Raw genomic sequence first — 19,392 nt, forward strand, 5'->3', positions numbered from 1 at the left:
CGCCGGTCTTTGACGTCTAGTTTGTTGCGAGTCCGTCAAGGAAATGTCCTTTACACCTGCGCAACGTCTTTTATCTTACACGATGGCAGATATCACTGTCAAGCTTTTCGCCTTGTCACCTTTAATCCTATTGCGGAGCCTCTTCGGTATCGCGTTGAATAAGTCCAGCGAACAGCGCATGTACGAACTGCTCAGAGTCGAATTCCTGCAAATCGGTCATCTTCTCCCCGAGACCAACCAGCTTCACCGGCAGGTTCAGTTCATTGCGGATCGCAATGACAATACCGCCCTTCGCCGTGCCGTCGAGCTTCGTGAGCACGAGGCCAGTCACGCCGCTTTTCTCGCCAAACAGCTTCGCTTGGCTAAGCGCGTTTTGACCTGTCGTTGCATCCAGGACCAGCAAAACCTCATGCGGCGCTTCAGGAAGCTCGCGTTGAATGACGCGGAAGATTTTGTTGAGCTCCTCCATCAGGTTCGACTTGTTCTGCAGACGGCCCGCCGTATCGCACAGCAGGACGTCTACCCCGCGCTGCTTCGCAGCTTGCACGGCGTCGAACATAACCGCAGCCGGATCAGAGCCGGAGGACTGCTTGATCACATCGACGCCAACCCGCTGTCCCCACACCTCAAGCTGTTCGATCGCGCCTGCACGGAACGTATCGCCTGCTGCCATCAGAACGCTTTTGCCCTCGCTTTTGAATTTATGAGCGAGCTTGCCGATCGTCGTCGTTTTGCCGACGCCATTGACGCCTACGAATAGAATAACCGTAATTTCTCCGCTCTTCGCCATTTGCAATCCTGGATTGCTTTCCCCCTTGAGCAGACCAACCAGCTTCTCGGAAAGAACTGGCTGCAAATCGGAAGCATCCTCGATCTTACGCTTCTTCACTTCGCTGCGAAGGTCTTCGATCAGCTGCATCACTGTATTAACGCCTACATCGGCGCCAATTAGAATTTCTTCCAGCTCCTCGTAAAACTCCTCGTCGATTTTTTTCCTTCTCGTAATCAGCTCTTCCACCTTTTCCACGATAGCGGTACGGGTTTTGGTCAAGCCTTCTTTAAAAATATTCGTAACCGCCTCCGTCTTGGAAGCGATGCTTTCCTTCAGTTTCTTAAAAAAGCTCACGTATGTTTCCTCCCTACAGGTTGCTCCTGGGTGTCTTCTCTCTTGCTGAATGATATTAATTCTATCTATCTGTTTATATTTGAATATATGCTCTCAACTTGAACCTGCTCAGACAGGCTAGGCCGTTGCAGGCTCTTCTTCATCCACCTGCTCCTCCAGCCGGACGGATACGAGCTTCGATACGCCGCCCTCTTCCATCGTTACGCCGTACAGCACGTCGGCTTCCTCCATCGTCCCTTTACGGTGAGTAACGACGATAAACTGCGTAAGTCCGGAAAATTCTCGCAAATATTGTGCAAAGCGGGCTACGTTCGCTTCATCAAGCGCCGCTTCGACCTCATCGAGAACGCAGAATGGAACGGGCTTCACTTGCAGAATTGCAAACAACAGCGCGATCGCTGTCAAGGCCCGTTCGCCGCCGGACAACAGCTGCAGGTTTTGCAGCTTCTTGCCTGGCGGCTGTGCCACGATATCGATCCCCGTATCGAGCACGCGATCCGGCTCGACTAGAACGAGATCCGCCCGTCCGCCTCCGAACAGCTTCGAGAACACGACGACGAAATGGCCGCGTATCGCTTCAAAGGTCGTTTTGAACCGTTTGGACATCTCTTCATCCATCTCGCGAATAACCTGATACAGCGTCGTCTTCGCTTCCACCAAATCATTCTTCTGCTCGGTAAGGAATTCAAACCGTTCCTTAACGCGCTCGTATTCGTCAATTGCACCCAAGTTTACATCCCCAAGCGCTGTAATTTGACGTTTCAGTTCACGAACAGCATTTTGTGTGCCAACAACGTCCTCAGGCACCGGATACCGCTCCTTCGCCAATTCAAAGCTCAGCTCATACTCTTCGCTCAACTTGCGCAGCAAGTTATCGAGCTCCACATCGAGCCGGTTGGCTGCGATTTCCGTCTGACGAAGCTGCTCCTCCACATTGCGAAGCTGCGCCCGCTGTTCCTTCGTTTCGCTCTCGCCCTGCTCCAATTCACGCGTACGTTCAGCGCGTGCTGAACGCTTGAGATCGGTCTGCTCGGCGCATTCCTGCTTCTTCAGGCGCAAATGATTCAACTGCTCGATCTGCTCAACCGTTTCCTGTCCGTGACGAGCCAGTTCCTCTTCCTGCTGCGCCAGCAGCGAACGATAACCGCTCAGCTCCTGCTTGGCGCGCTGAATATCGCTGCGCACCCGCGTCGCCTGATCTTCGAAGCTAAGCTTCTCCGAGTCCGTCTTGGCAACGGCGATTTTCAAGTCCGTTAACTGGCCTTGAAGCTCTTCCTTAGCCGATTCGCTCGCTTTACGGCGGTCCTCCGCCAAGCGAATCGCTTCTTGCAGCCTGACTTCATCTGCCTGCAACTGCTCCAGCCGGACTTCCGCCTCCGCAGCGGTTTGCTCCATCGACTTCCGCTCAGCCAAATGACTGTTACGATCTGCAGAGAATAGCTGCTCTTGCTCGCCCAGATGCTTCGCTTCGTTATTCAACTGCTGCAGTTCGGCTCTCACCTGCTGCTCCTCAATCCGGCTCTGTTCTGATCCTGCCCGCAGCTCCTCCATTTTATGGTTCAAAATGGATTGCTCCTTACGCAGGTCGCTCAGCTTGTCCCGCAGCTGCGTAATTGTCGTTTGCGCTTCTTTAATTTCCTTATCCAGCGCTTCGATCTGACGGCCCCGGCCGAGCAAGCTCGCCCCTTTTTTCTGCAAGCTGCCGCCAGTCATAGAACCGCCCGCATTGACGACATCACCTTCCAGCGTCACGACTCGATAGCGGTATTGGCATTTCGAAGCGATCCGGTTTGCCTGCTCCAGCGTTTCGGCAAGCAGTACATTACCAAGCAAGCTTTTGACGATTGCCTCGTACTTCGCATCGCTCGCGACCAAATCGGCGGCTACACCGACGAAGCCTTCAACATCTTCAGCCAGTCGCTTGTCATGCTCCGAAATATGTCTTCCGCGAATGACGTCGAGCGGCAGGAAAGTAGCCCGCCCCAATTGACGCTGCTTCAGGAAGCTGATCGCAATTCGCGCCGACTTCTCGTCTTCCATAACGATATGCTGCATCGCTCCGCCAAGCGCGGTCTCAACAGCCGTCTCTATACGCTCCGGCACCCGAATCAGCTCGGCTACCGCGCCATGGACACCAGCAATGCCGCCTGAAGACCGGCGCGATGCTTTCAGAATTTCCCGGACCCCTTGCATAAAACCGTCCAGCGCATCTTGCATTTCCTTCATCGTATCGCGGCGGGAAATTTGCGATTCCAGCTTTTGCTCCCACTTGCGAATGGCAGCCGTTGCATCCTCGACGTATTGTCCGATTTCTTTGGACCTTTCCGCCTCGTCAATATATTTGTTCCGGTTCGTATTAATTGCTTTCAGTGTAGCTTCGAGCTGCTTTTCCAGCTCTAGCCGTCTAGCCGTAAGCTTCTGATGCTGCTCATTCCATTTCGCTTCGTCGTCAGACAGTCTTTCCATCCGGCGTTGAACGGCTTCCTGCTGCTGCGCTGAATAACGGATTTCGTTGCGTAATTGTGCCATCGTGCTCAACACATCGAGCAATTCGCCCTTTAGCGTCTCCTCAGCATCCGCCACAGCATTGCCGGCAACACCGATTAAGTGAACTTCTTCCTCCGCTAATTTGGTTTTTAATTCAGCCAATTGAAGCTCCAATACGGCAGTTTTGCTTCGGAATTCTGCTTCTTCTTTCGTTAATGAAGCGATACGCTCGTCCTGCGCAGCAGTCGTTTCTTCCAGCTGGCGTTTATTTTGCTCCAGATTGCGTTTGCGCTCCTTGAGCACCTCGCCGTAGCCTTCGCATTTCTCATACTCCTCGCTGTACTGGAGCATCGATTCATGCAAACGATCCAGCGCTTCCTCCAGCTCGCGCAATGCAAGCCGGTCCTTCTCCAGATGCGCGTCATGCTTGCTTACGACGGTAGACAACTCTAACTGCTCCCGCTTCAGCCGATCGAGCTTTTCATTGGCCTCTGCCCAGGAGCTATGCACATTTTCAATATTATGTACGTACATCGATATCTCTTGCGTCTTCAGCTGTTCCTTGAGCTGCTTGTAATGGATCGCCTTCTCCGACTGCTCGCGCAGCGGCAAAACCTGATCCTCAAGCTCCGTTACCAGGTCGTGAATACGAAGCAGATTACCTTCTGTTTCCTCCAGCTTTTTCTGCGCCTCGCGCTTGCGAGACTTGTATTTCACAATACCGGAAGCCTCTTCAAAGATGCCGCGGCGGTCCTCGGAGCGCGTACTTAAAATTTCCTCGATCCGGCCTTGACCGATGATCGAATACGCTTCCTTGCCGATGCCCGTATCCATGAAAAGCTCCGTAATATCCTTCAGCCTGCAAGGCTGCTTGTTGATCATATACTCGCTGTCGCCGCTCCGGTGAACCCGGCGCGTAACCGTCACCTCGTTGTACTCCAGCGGCAGTGCACCATCACCGTTGTCGAGCGTCAATGACACCTCGCCGTAGTTGACCGCTTTGCGCGCGTCGCTGCCGGCAAAAATAATGTCTTCCATCTTCCCGCCGCGCAAGCTCTTTGCACTCTGCTCACCGAGCACCCAACGGATGCCGTCTGAAATATTGCTTTTGCCGCTGCCGTTAGGCCCGACAACAGCGGTAATGCCGGTCACGAATTCCATCTCCGTTTTGTCGGCAAATGATTTAAATCCCGCTAATTCGATCCGTTTCAGGAACATAACTTGGCTTTCACCTCAACGTATATTGTAACACAACTTACAGGCGCCCGTTAACCATTTTACCCTGCAGCGCTCGGTCTGCTGCGCTTTTTTCGCGGATTGCCCAAATTTCCTGCTTAAATAAAAACGGGTTTGTTTCGCAAGCGCCGCCTCGCGGGACGCGCATCCGAAACAAACCCATCTTCTATTCGGTTGACAACGATTGCCACGCCTGTGACGCAGCGCGCTGCTCCGCTTCTTTCTTCGTCCGCCCGACCCCGCTGCCATAAGCTGTCTCCCCGAGAAAAACCTCTACGACAAACTCACGGTCGTGCGCTGGTCCACGCTCTTCGGTAATCCGGTATTCTACCGGACCGAGACCGTTATGCTGCGCTCGCTCCTGCAGTTTCGATTTGAAGTCCTTCACGAGCAGGCCATAATCGTTGGACTCGATGAAGGGAAACATATGAGCTTCCAGAAACACCCGCGTCCGGTCGATTCCGGCATCCAAATATATAGCGCCGACAAAGGCTTCGAACAAATCGGCCAACAGCGCAGGACGCTGCCTTCCGCCAAGCTGTTCTTCTCCTCGTCCGAGCATGACATGCGCGCCAAGATCTAGGCGTTCGGCGAATTGCGCGAGCGACGGTTCACAAACGACCGATGCGCGCATCCGAGTCAACTCGCCTTCCGGCCGCTGCGGATAGGCAGAGAACAAATATTCCGACACAAGCAATTGGAGCACAGCGTCGCCGAGAAACTCAAGGCGTTCGTTGTGCTCAATGGAACTGTGCTTATGCTCGTTCACGTAAGACGTATGCGTGAACGCCTGCTTCAGCAGCTTCAGCTGTTTAAACTTGAGCTCCAGTCTGGACTGGAGCTCATGGAATGTATCACGCTTCATAAACTTTCAACACGATCGTTGCATTGTGGCCGCCAAATCCAAAAGAGTTGGACAGCGCTGTACGAACGTCCGCTTTACGCGGCTTGTTCGGTACATAATCCAGATCGCACTCCGGATCCTGGTTTTCCAGGTTGATGGTCGGAGCAATGACGCCGTTTTGCAGCGTCAGGCCAAGAATGACAGCCTCTACGCCGCCAGCGGCGCCGAGCAGATGGCCCGTCATCGATTTGGTCGAGCTGACAGCAACTTTATAAGCGTGGTCGCCCAGCGCCTTCTTAATCGCTTTCGTCTCCGAACGGTCGCCTACCGGAGTGGACGTGCCATGCGCATTGATATAATCGATGTCACTTGGCTCAATACCTGCATCCTTGAGCGCTCTTGTCATACAACGAGCAGCGCCATCAGGATCTGGCTCAGTCATATGATGAGCGTCGCCGCTCATGCCGTAGCCGATAACTTCAGCGTAGATACGTGCGCCACGTTGTTGAGCATGCTCCAGCGATTCCAGAATAAGAACGCCAGCACCTTCACCCATTACGAAACCGTCACGGTCCGTATCGAACGGACGGCTTGCTCTAGCCGGCTCATCATTGCGCACCGACATGGCCCGCATGGAGCAGAATCCTGCAAGACCGGTTGGACGAATCGTCGCCTCCGCGCCTCCGCAGATCATCACATCGGCTTCACCGCGCTGAATCAGCTTGAACGAATCGCCGATGGAATGCGTACCCGTTGCACAAGCGGTAACCGCCGTGCTATTCGGGCCTTTCGCACCAGTCAGAATCGATACTTGGCCAGAACCCATATTTGCGATCATCATCGGGATGAAAAACGGACTTACACGCTTTGGTCCCTTTTCAAGCAAAATGTTGTGCTGGTCTTCCCAAGTGCCCAATCCGCCAATACCGGAGCCGATCATAACGCCGATGCGTTCTGCGTCGACATTTTCCCCGACTACGATTCCGGAATCCTTCACCGCCGACAAGCTTGCAACGGATGCAAACTGTACGAAACGGTCCATACGGCGAGCTTCTTTTTTATCTAATTGAAAATCTTCAGGATTGAAGTTTTTAATTTCTGCAGCAATTTGCGTCGGGTATTCGGACACATCAAAAGCCTCGATATGAGAAACGCCCGATTTGCCCTCCAGCAAATTCCCCCAGAACTGATCCAATTCCGATCCGAGCGAGGTCATGACCCCCATGCCAGTTACGACAACTCTCTGTTTCATTCGATTCACCTCAAGAACAGCTATTTGGATACGCTTCTTAACGCATCGTGATTTATATATAAAAAGCTTGCCAGCTCATTCATGCCTTCATGTTGGATGCTTATCGCAACCCTGCTTCATATGGAGAGAAGTCCCGTCTGTTACAACGGGACTCTGGCTTCCTTAGTTAAGAGATTGTATGTAATTAACTACTTCTCCCACTGTGGTGATTTTCTCTGCATCTTCATCAGAGATCTCCATATCAAACTCGTCTTCCAGCTCCATGACCAATTCAACGACATCAAGAGAGTCAGCGCCGAGGTCATCTTTAAAGGAAGCTTCCAGCGTGACTTCCGCTTCGTCTACGCCAAGTCGGTCGACGACGATACGTTTTACACGTTCTACTACTTCGGACATCCGGTTCACCTCCTCTTTGGTATTATACGAGAATTAAAGATAAAATGCCATACGTAACCGTTTTAATTCCTGCCCGGACCGCGTCAGCCAAGAGCTGGCGCGGCTTTTACGCATCCTTACATGTACATGCCGCCGTCCACATGAACGGTCTGGCCAGTCATATAAGAAGCGGCATCGGAAGCCAGGAATCTTACCGCATGAGCGATATCCTCAGGGCTTCCGAGACGGGCAAGCGGAATGTCCTTGGCCAGCGCATCGCGAGTCTCCTCGGGCAGCTTGTCCGTCATATCCGTCTGGATAAAGCCCGGAGCGACGCAATTGACTGTAATGCCGCGAGAGGACAATTCACGCGCGCTTGCCTTGGTAAGTCCGATGACACCCGCTTTCGCGGCCACATAGTTGGCTTGTCCCGGATTTCCGAGCACGCCAACCACCGAAGAAATGTTGATAATGCGGCCTGAGCGCTGCTTCATCATCGTACGCGTTACGGATTTGATCCCGTTGAAGACGCCCTTCAAGTTCGTCTCAATAACTTGATCAAATTCTTCTTCCTTCATACGCATAATTAAATTATCTCTTGTAATGCCTGCGTTATTCACCAAAATATCGAGCGCTCCGAATTGTTCAACGACTTCTTTCACCATCGCATCAAATTCATCCGCTTTCCCGACATTGGCTTTGAGCGTAATGGCACGGCGTCCAAGCGCTTCTACTGCTTGCGCCGTTTCCGCCGCAGCCGCTTCGCTGCCCGAATAGTTGATCGCAACATCCGCACCGGCTTCTGCCAGCGCAATAGCGATCGCCCGGCCTATGCCGCGCGACGCACCCGTAACGAGCGCTTTCTTGCCTTCCAAACTGGCAAACATCGCACACCCTCCTTAGCAAAAATATAGCATTAATTCAACGCTTCGATTGCCGCCGCACTGTTAATCGAAGTCACGCGAACGTTTTTATCGATTTTTTTGATCAGTCCTGCAAGCACAGTGCCGGAACCAATCTCAACAAAATGATCAACGCCTTGCTCGATCAGATAGCGGATGCTGTCTTCCCAAAGCACTGGCGAATACACCTGTTCCACGAGCAGACGGCGGATGTCGGAAGCTTCCGTTACCTGCAAAGCCGTTACATTGGCGATAACCGGAACGGCCGCATCCCCCATGCTTACGCCTTCCAGTACCACGCCAAGCTTCTCGGCCGCAGGCTTCATCAAGGAGGAGTGGAACGGACCGCTTACTTCCAGCGGAATAACCCGTTTCGCTCCTGCTTCTTCTTTCCCGCGCTCTACTACCGCTTGAACGCCGGCAGCCGTTCCGGAAACGACGATTTGTCCCGGGCAGTTCACGTTCGCCAGTTCAACCGCATTCCCGCCGTCTGTAACAGCCGCGCAAAGCGCAGCCAAAGAATCGCGTTCCGCGCCTAATACAGCCGCCATCGCGCCTTGACCGCTAGGAACCGCTTGCTCCATAAATTCTCCGCGCGCTCTTACTGTGCGCACCGCATCAGCGAATGACAAAACACCTGCAGCAACTAACGCGCTGTATTCGCCAAGGCTGTGACCGGCTACGTAATCCGGCTTTAAGCCGCGGCCTTCGAGCGCTTCAAGCAGCGCAACGCTAACCGTCAGCAGAGCTGGCTGGGTATTCGCTGTCTGCTTCAACTGCTCGTCCGGTCCGTTAAAAATAATATCGCTAACCGAGAAACCAAGCGCCTCGTCAGCTTGTTCAAAGATCGCACGCGACGCAGGCACGGAATCGTATACGTCTTTCCCCATGCCTACCGCTTGCGCGCCTTGGCCGGGAAATACGAATGCTATTTTACTCATGAATAAGTCCCCTCCGTTACCATTTCAGAACCGATGCGCCCCAAGTCAGGCCGCCGCCAAAGCCGACAAGCACCAGGCAATCGCCTTGCTTTACTCGTCCTTCTTCAACTGCTTCCGCTAATGCAATCGGAATGGATGCAGCGGATACGTTGCCGTATTTGTCGAGGTTGATCATCGCTTTCTCTTCCGGCAGATCAAGCCGTGTAAGGGCGGACCGGATAATGCGGATATTCGCTTGATGCGGAACAAGCAGATCGATATCTTCCTTCGTCAAACCGGCTTTCTCCAGTGCTTCTTCAGCTGCTCCGCCCATAATGCGCACCGCGAACTTGAACACGTCATTTCCGGCCATCTGAATATAATGCTGCTTGGCTTGAACGCTTTCTTCTGTAGCTGGCGTGCGGGAACCGCCGCCGTCTACTTTAAGCAGCTCTCCGCCGCTCCCGTCCGCGCCAAGCACAAAGGATTGGAAGCCGCGGCCTTGCTCAACAGGGCCAAGTACGACTGCGCCAGCGCCGTCGCCGAACAGAATACAGGTGTTGCGGTCGGTATAATCCGTAATCCGCGACAATGTCTCTGCACCAACGACCAATACATGCTTGTACATGCCGGTTGCGATCATATTCGATGCGGTAGCCAAGCCGTAAATAAATCCGGAGCAAGCCGCCGAAAGATCAAACGCTGCAGCGCGTTTCGCGCCCAACTTATCTTGCAGCAAGCATGCGGTGGACGGGAAAAACATATCCGGAGTAATCGTAGCCACGATAATAAGATCAATGTCCTCTGCCGTCAGTCCCGCCGCTTCAATTGCTTGCTTCGACGCTTCATATGCCAGATCGGATGTCGCCTGCTCCGGCGCAGCAAGCCTGCGCTCGCGAATGCCAGTACGGGTTACAATCCATTCATCATTCGTTTCTACCATTTGCTCCAGCTCTTGGTTCGATAAGATCCGGTCGGGAACATATTTGCCCGATCCAATAATGCCTACAGGATGTAAACTCAATTCCACTCACTCACTTCCCGCTTATTTCCGCTGCAATCGATTCGGTCAGTTGTCCTTGAATCGCCGTCCGCGCTTGACGAACCGCGCTTCTCACTGCCAAAGCATCGGATGAACCGTGGCATTTCATGACCAGTCCGTTCAAACCGAGCAGCGGCGCGCTTCCATGCTCTTTATAGTCCATTTTTTTCTTCAGCTTCCGGAGTCTTGGCAGCATGATCGCCGCCGCGAGCTTCGTCATCATCGATTCGCCGAAAGCGTCCTTCAAGTAATTCAACAACGACCCTGCGGTTCCTTCCATCGACTTCAGCATAATGTTGCCAGCGAAGCCGTCACAAATGAGAACATCGCAGCTGCGCTGCAAAATATCTCTTGATTCCACATTACCGATAAAATTAATAGGGGCATCTGTGAGCAGATCATAAGCCGCTTTCGTCAGCTCATTGCCCTTCTTCTCTTCCGTACCGACATTAAGCAGGCCCACTCGAGGCTTCTCCATGCCGTGCACTTTCGAACGATAAATACTGCCCATTATTGCGTACTGGAGTAAATGCTCCGGCTTCGCATCCATGTTGGCGCCCAAATCAAGCGCCAGAACGCCGATATCGTCCATCGTCGGCAGCATCGGTGCAAGCGCAGGACGCTCTATGCCGTCCAGACGGCCGACAACGAGCAAGCCCGTCGTCATCAATGCACCAGTGTTACCTGCCGAAAGCATGGCATCCGCCTGTTTTTCCCGAACAAGCTGTCCGGCTACGACCATTGAAGCTCCCTTTTTCCGGCGAACAGCCTTTACAGGCTCTTCGTCGGCTCCGATCACTTCATCCGTATGGTGAAGCTGCAAATTAGCCGGTTTCTGTCCTTGGAGCAGCGGTTCAATAACCGCTGTATCGCCAACAAGCAGCAGTTCCGTATCCGGCCATTCTCTCGCAGCTTCAACCGCCCCCTGTACAATTAATCCGGGGGCATGATCGCCGCCCATTGCGTCAATGGCGATCCGCATGTCCGTCTCCTCCTTCGTTTTCCGCATCTCCGGCAGAACGATAAATGACAAAATTGCCTTGGAACACCATCTCGTCGCCCACATAGGTAAACAATTCTACCTTGGACTTGTTCCGTTCGCCGGAAATGGAGCGTACATATGCTTTCGCAATGCATTTTTCACCCAGCTTGACCGGCCGGATGAATCGGATGTCCGCCGTTACCGTCAAAGCAATTTTGTCATCTATAATAGCAACCGCCAATGAATTCGCCTGCGCAAATACATGATGGCCGCGGGCAATGCCGGTGCGAGAGAAAACATGTTCATCGCGTATTTCAAATATCGATATGCCGCTTTTGTCCAGCTGCAGGTCGACGATATCGCCAATCACCTCATGCAGCGGCAGTGACCGAACCGAATCGTAGGAGCGTTCAGCCATCAGCTTCATGCGCTCACGCAGCTCAGGAATGCCCAGCTCCATGCGATCCAAACGAATCGTCTGAATGCTGATTTTCAAATGGCGGGTGAGCTCTCGGTCCGTCATAAACGGATTTTCGTCAATTAACCGGGCGAGCAGCTGATGCCGCTGCCGTTTGGGCATGCGTTCCATCGTCGGCACCACCTTTACAGTATAGTGACTCCCATTCTAATTTAAAACCAAACCGACAGCTTTGTTATAAATTAAGAATGTATAGGCTGATTCATATAAATGCACGCTTATAGTTAACCATGCGGGCGGCAACACCGTCTCCGCGAGGCGCTTTATAGCTGATATTATCACCAGGTACTAATCTTAAGTATATAAAAAATAGCACCTCATCGCAATGAAGTGCTATTGTGGGAATCCCGAGATTATTGAGCAATAATCTCTTTCGTTTTGTAGTATCCGCACACTTTGCATACGTGGTGAGCCAGTTTCAGCTCTCCGCATTGCTCGCATTTTACCATACCCGGCACCGCCAGTTTGAAATGCGTGCGACGTTTGTCGCGGCGAGTCTTGGACGTTCTTCTTTGAGGTACTGCCATATTTCCCACCTCCTTCACAAAATCAATCAGCATTGCGTTATTGTTCTTCTTTGAACAAGTCCTTGAGCACTGCCAGACGGTGATCAATCCGTTCCGTCTTGCAGCCGCATGTGTGTTCATTTAAGTTTTGCCCGCAAGTTTGGCAAAGTCCTTTGCAATCGTCACTGCATAACGGAGCAAAAGGCATAAAGAGCTGAAGCGCTTCTTCCACAAAAGGTTTCAGATCCAGTCTGTCTCCAGCCACTGCAATGACGTCACTCTCTTCGTCGTCTTCGTTCTCCCCCTCGTCCGATTCGGACGCTGGCTTGAACTGCTCGAAGAAAGGAATAACTGTGTGTTCTTTCACAGGATCCAGGCATCTGGAGCAAGCAAGCTCCCAATCGATGGTCAATTCACCATCAACCGTAATCCCGCCTTCATTGCCTGTTACTTGAAGCGCCACATGGAGCGGACCCTTGCTAATGACATCGCTGCGTCCTTCAAACAGGTCGGTTACGTCGATGGATTCCTCCACCTTCGCCTTCAACCCCTTGGACATTGTTTCCTGTACATGAAACTGCATCAGATCACCCCAAACAAACAAAATTTATTATATCTATCCCAGCACTGTTTTGTCAACATTTTCACGCCTTTCACGATCCTGCCGTGAATCCCGATCCTGCTCTATGCTATGATGGATCATATATTCATTCGAGAAGCAAGGAGCGGCCGTATGCGAACAGTAGGACTAATTGTCGAGTATAACCCGTTTCACAACGGACATCAATATCATTTGCAGCAATCGCGAAAAATAACGGGCGCCGATTCCGTCGTCGCCGTAATGAGCGGCAACTTCCTCCAGCGCGGCGAACCCGCGGTCATGGACAAGTGGGCGCGTACCGAAGCCGCTCTGCGCGGCGGCTGCGACCTCGTCATCGAGCTGCCGGCAGCCTACGCGACACAGGCCGCGGAATGGTTCGCATACGGCGCTGTCGCCTTGCTGGAGGCTACTGGCGTCGTGGACGCCTTCTGCTTTGGTACAGAGAGCGGCGAACTGGACGCGCTGCGCGAAGCGGCCCGCGTCGTTGCGCATGAGCCACCAGCCTTCAAGGCGCTGCTCAAGGAGGAGCTGGCGAGCGGCAGTGCTTATCCAAGCGCGTACAGCACAGCCATTAGCGCTTATCTGGCCCACATCGGTCGCGAGGAAGCGGCGGTATTTCCGTTCGCACAGCCGAACCACACGCTAGGCCTTCATTATTTAATTGCGCTGGAGCGGCTTCAAGGACGAATGGAGCCCTACACGATCCGCCGCGAGAAATCTGATTACAACCAGACAGACGTGACAGATCATGCAATCGCCAGCGCGACGGCGATCCGCAAGCTGCTTCTGGACAAGCGGGAACTGGCAGGCAGCCGACCTTACGTTCCAGCTTCTACATACAGTGTCATGGAACAGGAGTGGGCGGCAAGCCGCAGTCCCGTAAGCTGGGAAACCTTCTCCCCTGCTCTGTTCCACAGCATCGTTACCCGCTCCCCAGCCCAGCTCGGCGAGCTGAGAGAAATTGCCGAAGGGCTGGAGCACCGCATAGCAGCTGCAATGCCGAAGCTTGCCGATTCCGGAGTAGAATCACTCCTTGAGGCGCTGAAGACTAAGCGTTATACCCGCACGAAGCTGCAGCGGGCGTTATTGTCCATATTGCTTGGGCATCGCAAAGAAGATTTTACGGCTGACAAGCTCGCATCCGGCGTTCAATACATCCGAGTGCTCGGATTTACTGGGAAAGGCAAGGAGCTGCTTCGCCGGATGCGCACCCATGCTGCGCTGCCCGTACTCCTGAGCGCTTCGAAAGCGCAGGAGCCTTATCATTACCTCCAGCTAGACATTCAAGCCTCTGCGGCCTATATGCTTGCGCAACCGGGACATGCTTCTGCAGCGGCGATGTACCGTGATTTTACCGGCAAGCCGATTATGATTTAGTTGATTGAAAAGCTTCCAATGCAGCAACTGCTTCCGCGAGCGTGGACACTCGAACGACCTGCATCGAGGTGCGGATTCGTTTCGCTTTTTTCGCAGCTTCCTCGTAATTGCCGGCAGGCGCGAGAAACAATCTTGCGCCTGCCTGATCCGCGGCTACTATTTTATAGCCAATTCCGCCAATCTCCCCGACTTTCCCGGTTGGATCGATCGTGCCCGTACCTGCGATGATTTGTCCGCCGGTCAAATCTCCGTCCGTCAATAAATCCAATGATTGCAAAGCGAACATGAGGCCGGCCGAAGGGCCGCCGATTTCTCCCGCATTAATAGACAGCGCTAGATTCCCGTCAATTGGCGCAAGCTCCCGGTATTCGGAAAGCTGAGCGCCTCCAAGCGCCAATGACAGCCGTTCCTTCGTCAAGCTCCCGTTAAATGCCTCCAGCTTCATCGTCAGGTCAAGCTCCGATTCGTTTCTTAATACCGTCAACCGAACTTGATCACCGGCTTGCTTAGTCCGCCACACAGCGGCTAAATCATCCAGTCCGGCAACTTCTTTAGTTTCTGCCTTAATAATTGAATCGCCTGGCAGCAAGCCGTTTTCCGAACGGCTTGAACCTGATACCATCACCCCTGCAGGAACCGTATGGTAAGGTACGTGGGCGAACCTGTACGCCGCTTCGATGGCATCATTTTGAGAGCCATGCATAATGACATTCATCCGCTGCTGATACTGCTCGTCGGTGTAACCTTTCAAAATGCTAGTCTTAGACAAAGCCTCCGCATCTCGCTGCCAATTGGAGCGGATTGCTCCCCAATAATTCGTGTCGGTCAACTTGACCGTCGTCATGAGAAAAGCTCCGCCCTCTACACTACTGGTCACCGGCATCTCCGTAGTAGTTTCTGGACCGATTGTTACCATTGAACCCGTTCCAGCCGCGATTCCCGGTTCATAAATGACATACGGCGACGGCGCAAATAACAGAAACCACATGAAAACAGCCGTCGCGGCAACAAGAACGATATTTTTGATTCCAACACGTTTGAATCCTTCTCTCATAGCTTCCCTCCTCTCTTCACTGCTGCTTAACCAACTGGTCTATCCTTGTCCACGCAAGCGTACAATTTACAATCGACCAAGCTGTCCGGATTTAAAATCGCCTTTACAAATGGAGTGATCGGCTCATGGCCCGTACGATTTTGCTTGCTTTTATATCGCTCACCCTTATCGGCGCTGTCATTCGCATGCCGGACGCCGCTTTTCAAGCATCTTTGCAAGGACTAACCGTCTGGTGGACAATTGTGTTCCCCGGACTGCTTCCGTTCCTTGTCCTTTTTGAAATGATCGCCGCCTTTGGGCTCGCCCACGGCCTCGGCGTACTCATGCAAGCCCCGATGCGGAAGCTGTTCAAGCTGCCGGGCGACGCCGCACTGCCGCTAGTGCTGGGCTGGATGTCCGGCTTCACTGCCGGAGCAGAAGCTACCGCCGATTTGAGGCGTCGCGAAGTGTTATCCCCACGCGATGGTCAACGGCTTCTGGCCTTGTCGCATATGCCAAACCCGATGTTCATGCTTATTGTCATTGGAGCAGGATTTATGCATCGTCCTGAGCTAGGCATAATCATTGCTGCAGCCGTATGGCTATCGGCGCTCTGGACTTTTGGGCTGCAAGCGCTGTTGCGAAGACGCAAGCCCGATCCAGCTATGGAGCCTGGGCGCGACCGCCAAGCCGGGCTAACTGACGGCCGAGGCGGTCTGCTTGGCAGAGCCGCAGCGGCAATCACTTCTGCCCGCGAGGAGGACGGCCGAGGCTTCGGCAAAGTGCTAGGCGACGCCGTATACTCCGGCGTACAGAAGCTAATGGTTGTCGGCGGCTTTATTATATTCGCCTCCGTTGTAGCCCGCTTGGCGCAGCCGCTGCTCCAGTTCGTCGCGCCAAATGGAGCGCTGGACCTCTCGTTGCCCGCGCTGCTAGAAGGCCATCTCGGCGCATATGCAGCAGCCGTTTGGCAAGGGCCGCTAAGCAGCGCATCCGTCAACGCTGCACTTGTAGCCGCTGTGCTCGCATGGAGCGGCATCAGCGCTATTTTGCAGGCGGGTTACGCCGTCTCGGGCACCGGGCTGAAACTGCTCCCCTTCATCGGCTCGCGATTGCTCCATGCGGTGCACGCCGCGTTATTCGCGCTGCTGTTGTGGAAACCTGCGCAAGCCGCCCTCGCTTGGCTGCCTTTGCCGCTCCCCGTCTTTTTTGGCGGAGACGGCAGCAGCGTAAAAACAGAGGCCGCCATGCTTTCGCATGGCGACCCCATGAATGCGCCGCTGCCGCTGACTGTCAGCGACCTGCCCGGTCTATGGCCTTATGCGCTCGCTTGCGCAGCGGCCGTAGCTGCCGCCTGTGTGTTACTGTCTCTCATCACAAAACTGACTCCTCCCGCAAATCGTTCCGTTAGTATTCGGAATACCAATGGCGGCAGGAGACACTAATCTTATTTATATTTTTCGACCAGACGACGTTCCACCGCCTGTGGCACCAGCTCCGTCACTTCGCCCTTAAACTGAGCGATTTCCTTCACGATGCTGGAGCTCAAATACGAATACTTTGGATTCGTCATCATAAATATCGTATCGATATCACTGTCGAGCAAATGATTGGTCGAAGCTAGCGTAAGCTCATATTCAAAATCGGTTACCGAGCGAATGCCTCGGATAATGACGTTGGCGTTGCGTGACTTCATAAAGCGTACAAGCAAGTCCCGGAAGCTGTCTATCGTAACGTTCGGTATGTCGCTCGTTACCTCGCGCAGCATTTCTTTCCGCTCCTCAACGGTAAAAAGCGGATTTTTGCTCGTATTATTAAGCACCGCTACAATTAATTGATCAAATTGCTTTGCCGATCGGCGAATAATGTCCAAATGTCCAAACGTAACTGGATCAAAGCTGCCGGGATATACCGCCACGCGAAGCTTCTCACTCATCTGCTTGTCCCCCATTCATGCTGTCAGACGGTATGTATCGGTAAATCGTTACCGCTGTATCTCCGTACTTGGATTGTTTTAATTGCTCAAATTGCTTGATGTGCTCGGGGTAAAGATGCGCCGCATCATGTTCCACGACGATAATTGCTTCTTCCTCCAGCATGGATCGCTGTGCTAAATCAGTCATCAGCTCATCCATCTGAATCATCCTATAAGGAGGGTCTAGAAACACGAGCTTAAATACGATTCCCCGCTTCTCCAGCAGCTTGATCGCCCGCTCCGCATCGTTGCGGTAAATTTCCGCCGCGCTGCCCATTCCCGCTATCTCCGTGTTATGCCGGATAATATCGATGCTTATTTTCTCACGGTCGATGAAGATCGTCCGCTCGACGCCTCTGCTCCAGGCCTCAATTCCGAGTGCGCCGGTGCCGGCAAACAAATCCAGCGCCACGCCTCCGTCGAAATACGGCCCGATCATGCTGAAAATCGCTTCCTTCACCTTATCTGTCGTAGGACGCGTATTCATGCCGGGAACGGCTTTCAGCGTACGGCCTTTTGCCGCGCCTGCAATGACTCTCACTGCATTTTGCCCCCTTCGTATACTGTCCCGCTTATCGTAACATAATTTATAGCCGTTGAAAAAGCTTCTGTTCCTGCAGACGCGGTTTTGCAATTTTTTTTGGATGCCAAGGTATATTCCCCCACAAACCGGACAAGATAAAATCATCGGCGTCGGAAGATGCCGTAGACAACCGCGGAGAAGACTTACGTTTCCCCATAAGCTCTTCGTCCGGTTTCTCCTCTCCCATGAAAGAGGCTCTCGAAAGAGGGCCTCGATTTTTTTCAGAAAACCTTATAAATCAAGGTTTATATATTACACGGGATTTAATTTATATAAGTTGTCGCCCATTTGTCGCCCAAACTCAAATTCGATAATAAACAAGCCCACTGACCTAAATTGCAGTGGGCTTGTTTATTATTTCTTTTATATACTGACCGTATCGTTTAACAAACAAATCCAAACATACCTCCTATGTCCGCTGAAGCCGGTCGGACATCTCGTTACGTACAACATGCCTAAGTAGCGCATACTCACCTTATACCAATTTCAAAATCGTAAGCGTTTGGGGATTAGATTCCCGGCGCAAAAGCGCTCTATCCTTCATCATTAGTCCGATGCCAACATCTCTAGAGAGAACCAATTATTCCAAATATATGAAATTTTTATTACAATCTTCCAATTTTTATGATAGAGTCTATTTGTAACGTATTTACAATTTTATTTGAAGGGTGGAATTTTTTTGTTAAAGAAGAAGCTCATCATTGTTGCACTCACATTAGTTTTATCGTTGACTGGCGTCACCTCTGCTTTTGCCTATGAGGGTTGGGCAGACACCAAAGCTACGGCATACCAATTACAGGCACCTATTCTGGGAGTATCGTCATTACTCGATTCACCCTATGATACTGATTGGTACAGCTGGACTAATAATACAGGTAGTCCAAGATCATTTTCCGCGAAATTAGTAAGCCCGGCAGGAAAGGTTTACGGCTTTTCCATCATAGTTCCAGGTGATATCCCTCGATACTATTACGATAGTACTCCAGATGGCTTTATTAAAGTATCTACAACTCTTACAATCGCTCCTGGTGCAACTGTTTATATTCAAGTCCGTGGAAATACATTCGATCAATTTTCTACTACTGAACCCTATAACTTTACTGTCTTATATTAATAAAAGAATCAATAAGCCCGCCAACCACATAGGTTAGCGGGCTTTGCTTATATTTTTAATGTCTATACGATTAGTATTCCTTTCCTGTCCCAATCTACATTAACAAATAGCGCCTCAGTAAGCATCCTTTGTTCCACGCACTTAACCGGAAAGACAAATAGTAGTTCTCAATAATAAATTACCGCAATTATCCACTTACTTAAACATCAGCCCGACCTCAGGGCGAACCAGCTTCGCTAATTAAAGTAACAAATTTCACTTATTCAAGAGCGTAGAGGTCTTTAAGACGATCTAATGAACATATCTTCTTTATTGTGTAAGTCATTTTCGCAATAAAGAAAATATGTACATTATTTCACTTCAAAACTTCAGAATCACCATGATCTCCATATTCCAACGAAAAATACTGCGCTAATTTGCGAAGCAGGTTCGTTACGGGTTGTTAGTTAGTTGTGGCTTGTGGCTTGTGGCTTGTGGCTTGTGGCTTGCGGCTTGCGGCTTGCGGCTTGCGGCTTGCGGCTTGCGGCTTGCGGCTTGCGGCTTGCGGCTTGCGGCTTGC

Annotated in this window: 19 protein-coding genes; 3 read left to right on the forward strand and 16 right to left on the reverse strand. The window is 52.2% G+C overall.

The features are described from left to right. Positions 1–127: 127 nt before the first annotated feature. The 12 genes from ftsY to IEX98_RS21430 all read right to left on the reverse strand — a co-directional run bounded on the left by ftsY (position 128) and on the right by IEX98_RS21430 (position 12,733). A complete protein-coding gene (ftsY, locus tag IEX98_RS21375) occupies positions 128–1,126 on the reverse strand; it encodes a signal recognition particle-docking protein FtsY (protein WP_188891236.1) in 999 nt (332 codons plus the stop codon). Between the two features lie 117 nt (positions 1,127–1,243). Beyond that, entirely contained in the window at positions 1,244–4,831 is a 3,588-nt protein-coding gene (gene smc / locus IEX98_RS21380) for a chromosome segregation protein SMC (RefSeq protein WP_188891237.1), read from the reverse strand. Between the two features lie 184 nt (positions 4,832–5,015). Further along, a complete protein-coding gene (gene rnc / locus IEX98_RS21385) occupies positions 5,016–5,714 on the reverse strand; it encodes a ribonuclease III (RefSeq protein ID WP_188891238.1) in 699 nt (232 codons plus the stop codon). Next, entirely contained in the window at positions 5,704–6,945 is a 1,242-nt protein-coding gene (gene fabF / locus IEX98_RS21390) for a beta-ketoacyl-ACP synthase II (protein WP_188891239.1), read from the reverse strand. Before fabF ends, rnc begins: the two co-directional genes overlap by 11 nt. 162 nt (positions 6,946–7,107) lie before the next feature. Continuing rightward, the gene (gene acpP, locus IEX98_RS21395) at positions 7,108–7,341 is read right to left on the reverse strand and encodes an acyl carrier protein (protein ID WP_042160396.1); all 234 of its coding nucleotides are present in this window, start codon (positions 7,339–7,341) and stop codon (positions 7,108–7,110) included. A gap of 116 nt (positions 7,342–7,457) precedes the next feature. After that, complete coding sequence (gene fabG / locus IEX98_RS21400; protein WP_188891240.1) at positions 7,458–8,207, reverse strand: 3-oxoacyl-[acyl-carrier-protein] reductase; 750 nt, start codon at positions 8,205–8,207, stop codon at positions 7,458–7,460. A gap of 29 nt (positions 8,208–8,236) precedes the next feature. Then, entirely contained in the window at positions 8,237–9,163 is a 927-nt protein-coding gene (gene fabD / locus IEX98_RS21405) for an ACP S-malonyltransferase (RefSeq protein WP_188891241.1), read from the reverse strand. A 16-nt stretch (positions 9,164–9,179) separates the two neighbouring features. Further along, positions 9,180–10,166, reverse strand: a complete 987-nt coding sequence (locus IEX98_RS21410) for a beta-ketoacyl-ACP synthase III (protein ID WP_188891258.1) — start codon at positions 10,164–10,166, stop codon at positions 9,180–9,182. 10 nt (positions 10,167–10,176) lie between these two features. Next, complete coding sequence (gene plsX, locus IEX98_RS21415; protein ID WP_188891242.1) at positions 10,177–11,166, reverse strand: phosphate acyltransferase PlsX; 990 nt, start codon at positions 11,164–11,166, stop codon at positions 10,177–10,179. After that, positions 11,150–11,746 (reverse strand): transcription factor FapR, encoded by a 597-nt coding sequence (fapR, locus tag IEX98_RS21420; RefSeq protein WP_188891259.1) that lies wholly within the window; start codon positions 11,744–11,746, stop codon positions 11,150–11,152. Before fapR ends, plsX begins: the two co-directional genes overlap by 17 nt. Positions 11,747–11,997: 251 nt before the next feature. After that, a complete protein-coding gene (gene rpmF / locus IEX98_RS21425) occupies positions 11,998–12,171 on the reverse strand; it encodes a 50S ribosomal protein L32 (protein ID WP_042160385.1) in 174 nt (57 codons plus the stop codon). Positions 12,172–12,208: 37 nt separating this feature from the next. After that, positions 12,209–12,733: a YceD family protein gene (locus IEX98_RS21430; protein WP_188891243.1), complete on the reverse strand. Its 525-nt coding sequence runs from the start codon at positions 12,731–12,733 to the stop codon at positions 12,209–12,211. 150 nt (positions 12,734–12,883) lie between these two features. Between IEX98_RS21430 and IEX98_RS21435 the strand changes: the two genes are divergently transcribed. Continuing rightward, on the forward strand, positions 12,884–14,128 hold the full coding sequence (locus tag IEX98_RS21435) for a nucleotidyltransferase (RefSeq protein ID WP_188891244.1): 1,245 nt from the start codon (positions 12,884–12,886) through the stop codon (positions 14,126–14,128). Here the strand turns inward: IEX98_RS21435 and IEX98_RS21440 are convergent. After that, on the reverse strand, positions 14,118–15,182 hold the full coding sequence (locus tag IEX98_RS21440; protein WP_188891245.1) for a YlbL family protein: 1,065 nt from the start codon (positions 15,180–15,182) through the stop codon (positions 14,118–14,120). The two genes, IEX98_RS21435 and IEX98_RS21440, sit on opposite strands and share 11 nt — an antisense overlap. Positions 15,183–15,307: 125 nt before the next feature. Here IEX98_RS21440 and IEX98_RS21445 point away from each other — a divergent pair, with 125 nt between their 5' ends. Beyond that, positions 15,308–16,606, forward strand: coding sequence for a nucleoside recognition domain-containing protein (locus IEX98_RS21445; protein ID WP_188891246.1), 1,299 nt, complete (start codon positions 15,308–15,310; stop codon positions 16,604–16,606). A 2-nt stretch (positions 16,607–16,608) separates the two neighbouring features. Here the strand turns inward: IEX98_RS21445 and coaD are convergent, their stop codons facing one another. From coaD to IEX98_RS21460, 3 genes are read right to left on the reverse strand one after another with little or no spacing between them, the layout of a single operon-like run. After that, positions 16,609–17,097, reverse strand: coding sequence for a pantetheine-phosphate adenylyltransferase (gene coaD / locus IEX98_RS21450; RefSeq protein WP_188891247.1), 489 nt, complete (start codon positions 17,095–17,097; stop codon positions 16,609–16,611). Continuing rightward, positions 17,090–17,677 (reverse strand): 16S rRNA (guanine(966)-N(2))-methyltransferase RsmD, encoded by a 588-nt coding sequence (gene rsmD, locus IEX98_RS21455; RefSeq protein WP_188891248.1) that lies wholly within the window; start codon positions 17,675–17,677, stop codon positions 17,090–17,092. Before rsmD ends, coaD begins: the two co-directional genes overlap by 8 nt. Before the next feature lie 46 nt (positions 17,678–17,723). After that, complete coding sequence (locus IEX98_RS21460; RefSeq protein ID WP_188891260.1) at positions 17,724–17,906, reverse strand: hypothetical protein; 183 nt, start codon at positions 17,904–17,906, stop codon at positions 17,724–17,726. A gap of 492 nt (positions 17,907–18,398) precedes the next feature. On the opposite strand from IEX98_RS21460, the gene IEX98_RS21465 reads away from it, so the two are divergent. Continuing rightward, on the forward strand, positions 18,399–18,833 hold the full coding sequence (locus IEX98_RS21465; protein WP_188891249.1) for a hypothetical protein: 435 nt from the start codon (positions 18,399–18,401) through the stop codon (positions 18,831–18,833). Positions 18,834–19,392 lie beyond the last annotated feature (559 nt).

Origin of the sequence: Paenibacillus radicis (ex Gao et al. 2016) (assembly GCF_014641555.1) — a bacterium.
Taxonomy (GTDB): domain Bacteria; phylum Bacillota; class Bacilli; order Paenibacillales; family Paenibacillaceae; genus Pristimantibacillus; species Pristimantibacillus radicis.

Coding starts and splice junctions, on each gene's coding strand:
- IEX98_RS21435 (WP_188891244.1), top strand. CDS start 12,884: ATGCGAACAGTAGGACTAATTGTCGAGTATAACCCGTTTCACAACGGA.
- rnc (WP_188891238.1), bottom strand. CDS start 5,714: ATGAAGCGTGATACATTCCATGAGCTCCAGTCCAGACTGGAGCTCAAG.
- coaD (WP_188891247.1), bottom strand. CDS start 17,097: ATGAGTGAGAAGCTTCGCGTGGCGGTATATCCCGGCAGCTTTGATCCA.
- rpmF (WP_042160385.1), bottom strand. CDS start 12,171: ATGGCAGTACCTCAAAGAAGAACGTCCAAGACTCGCCGCGACAAACGT.
- IEX98_RS21430 (WP_188891243.1), bottom strand. CDS start 12,733: ATGCAGTTTCATGTACAGGAAACAATGTCCAAGGGGTTGAAGGCGAAG.
- fapR (WP_188891259.1), bottom strand. CDS start 11,746: ATGCCCAAACGGCAGCGGCATCAGCTGCTCGCCCGGTTAATTGACGAA.
- fabG (WP_188891240.1), bottom strand. CDS start 8,207: ATGTTTGCCAGTTTGGAAGGCAAGAAAGCGCTCGTTACGGGTGCGTCG.
- fabF (WP_188891239.1), bottom strand. CDS start 6,945: ATGAAACAGAGAGTTGTCGTAACTGGCATGGGGGTCATGACCTCGCTC.
- IEX98_RS21460 (WP_188891260.1), bottom strand. CDS start 17,906: ATGGGAGAGGAGAAACCGGACGAAGAGCTTATGGGGAAACGTAAGTCT.
- smc (WP_188891237.1), bottom strand. CDS start 4,831: ATGTTCCTGAAACGGATCGAATTAGCGGGATTTAAATCATTTGCCGAC.
- fabD (WP_188891241.1), bottom strand. CDS start 9,163: ATGAGTAAAATAGCATTCGTATTTCCCGGCCAAGGCGCGCAAGCGGTA.
- plsX (WP_188891242.1), bottom strand. CDS start 11,166: ATGCGGATCGCCATTGACGCAATGGGCGGCGATCATGCCCCCGGATTA.
- acpP (WP_042160396.1), bottom strand. CDS start 7,341: ATGTCCGAAGTAGTAGAACGTGTAAAACGTATCGTCGTCGACCGACTT.
- IEX98_RS21445 (WP_188891246.1), top strand. CDS start 15,308: ATGGCCCGTACGATTTTGCTTGCTTTTATATCGCTCACCCTTATCGGC.
- IEX98_RS21440 (WP_188891245.1), bottom strand. CDS start 15,182: ATGAGAGAAGGATTCAAACGTGTTGGAATCAAAAATATCGTTCTTGTT.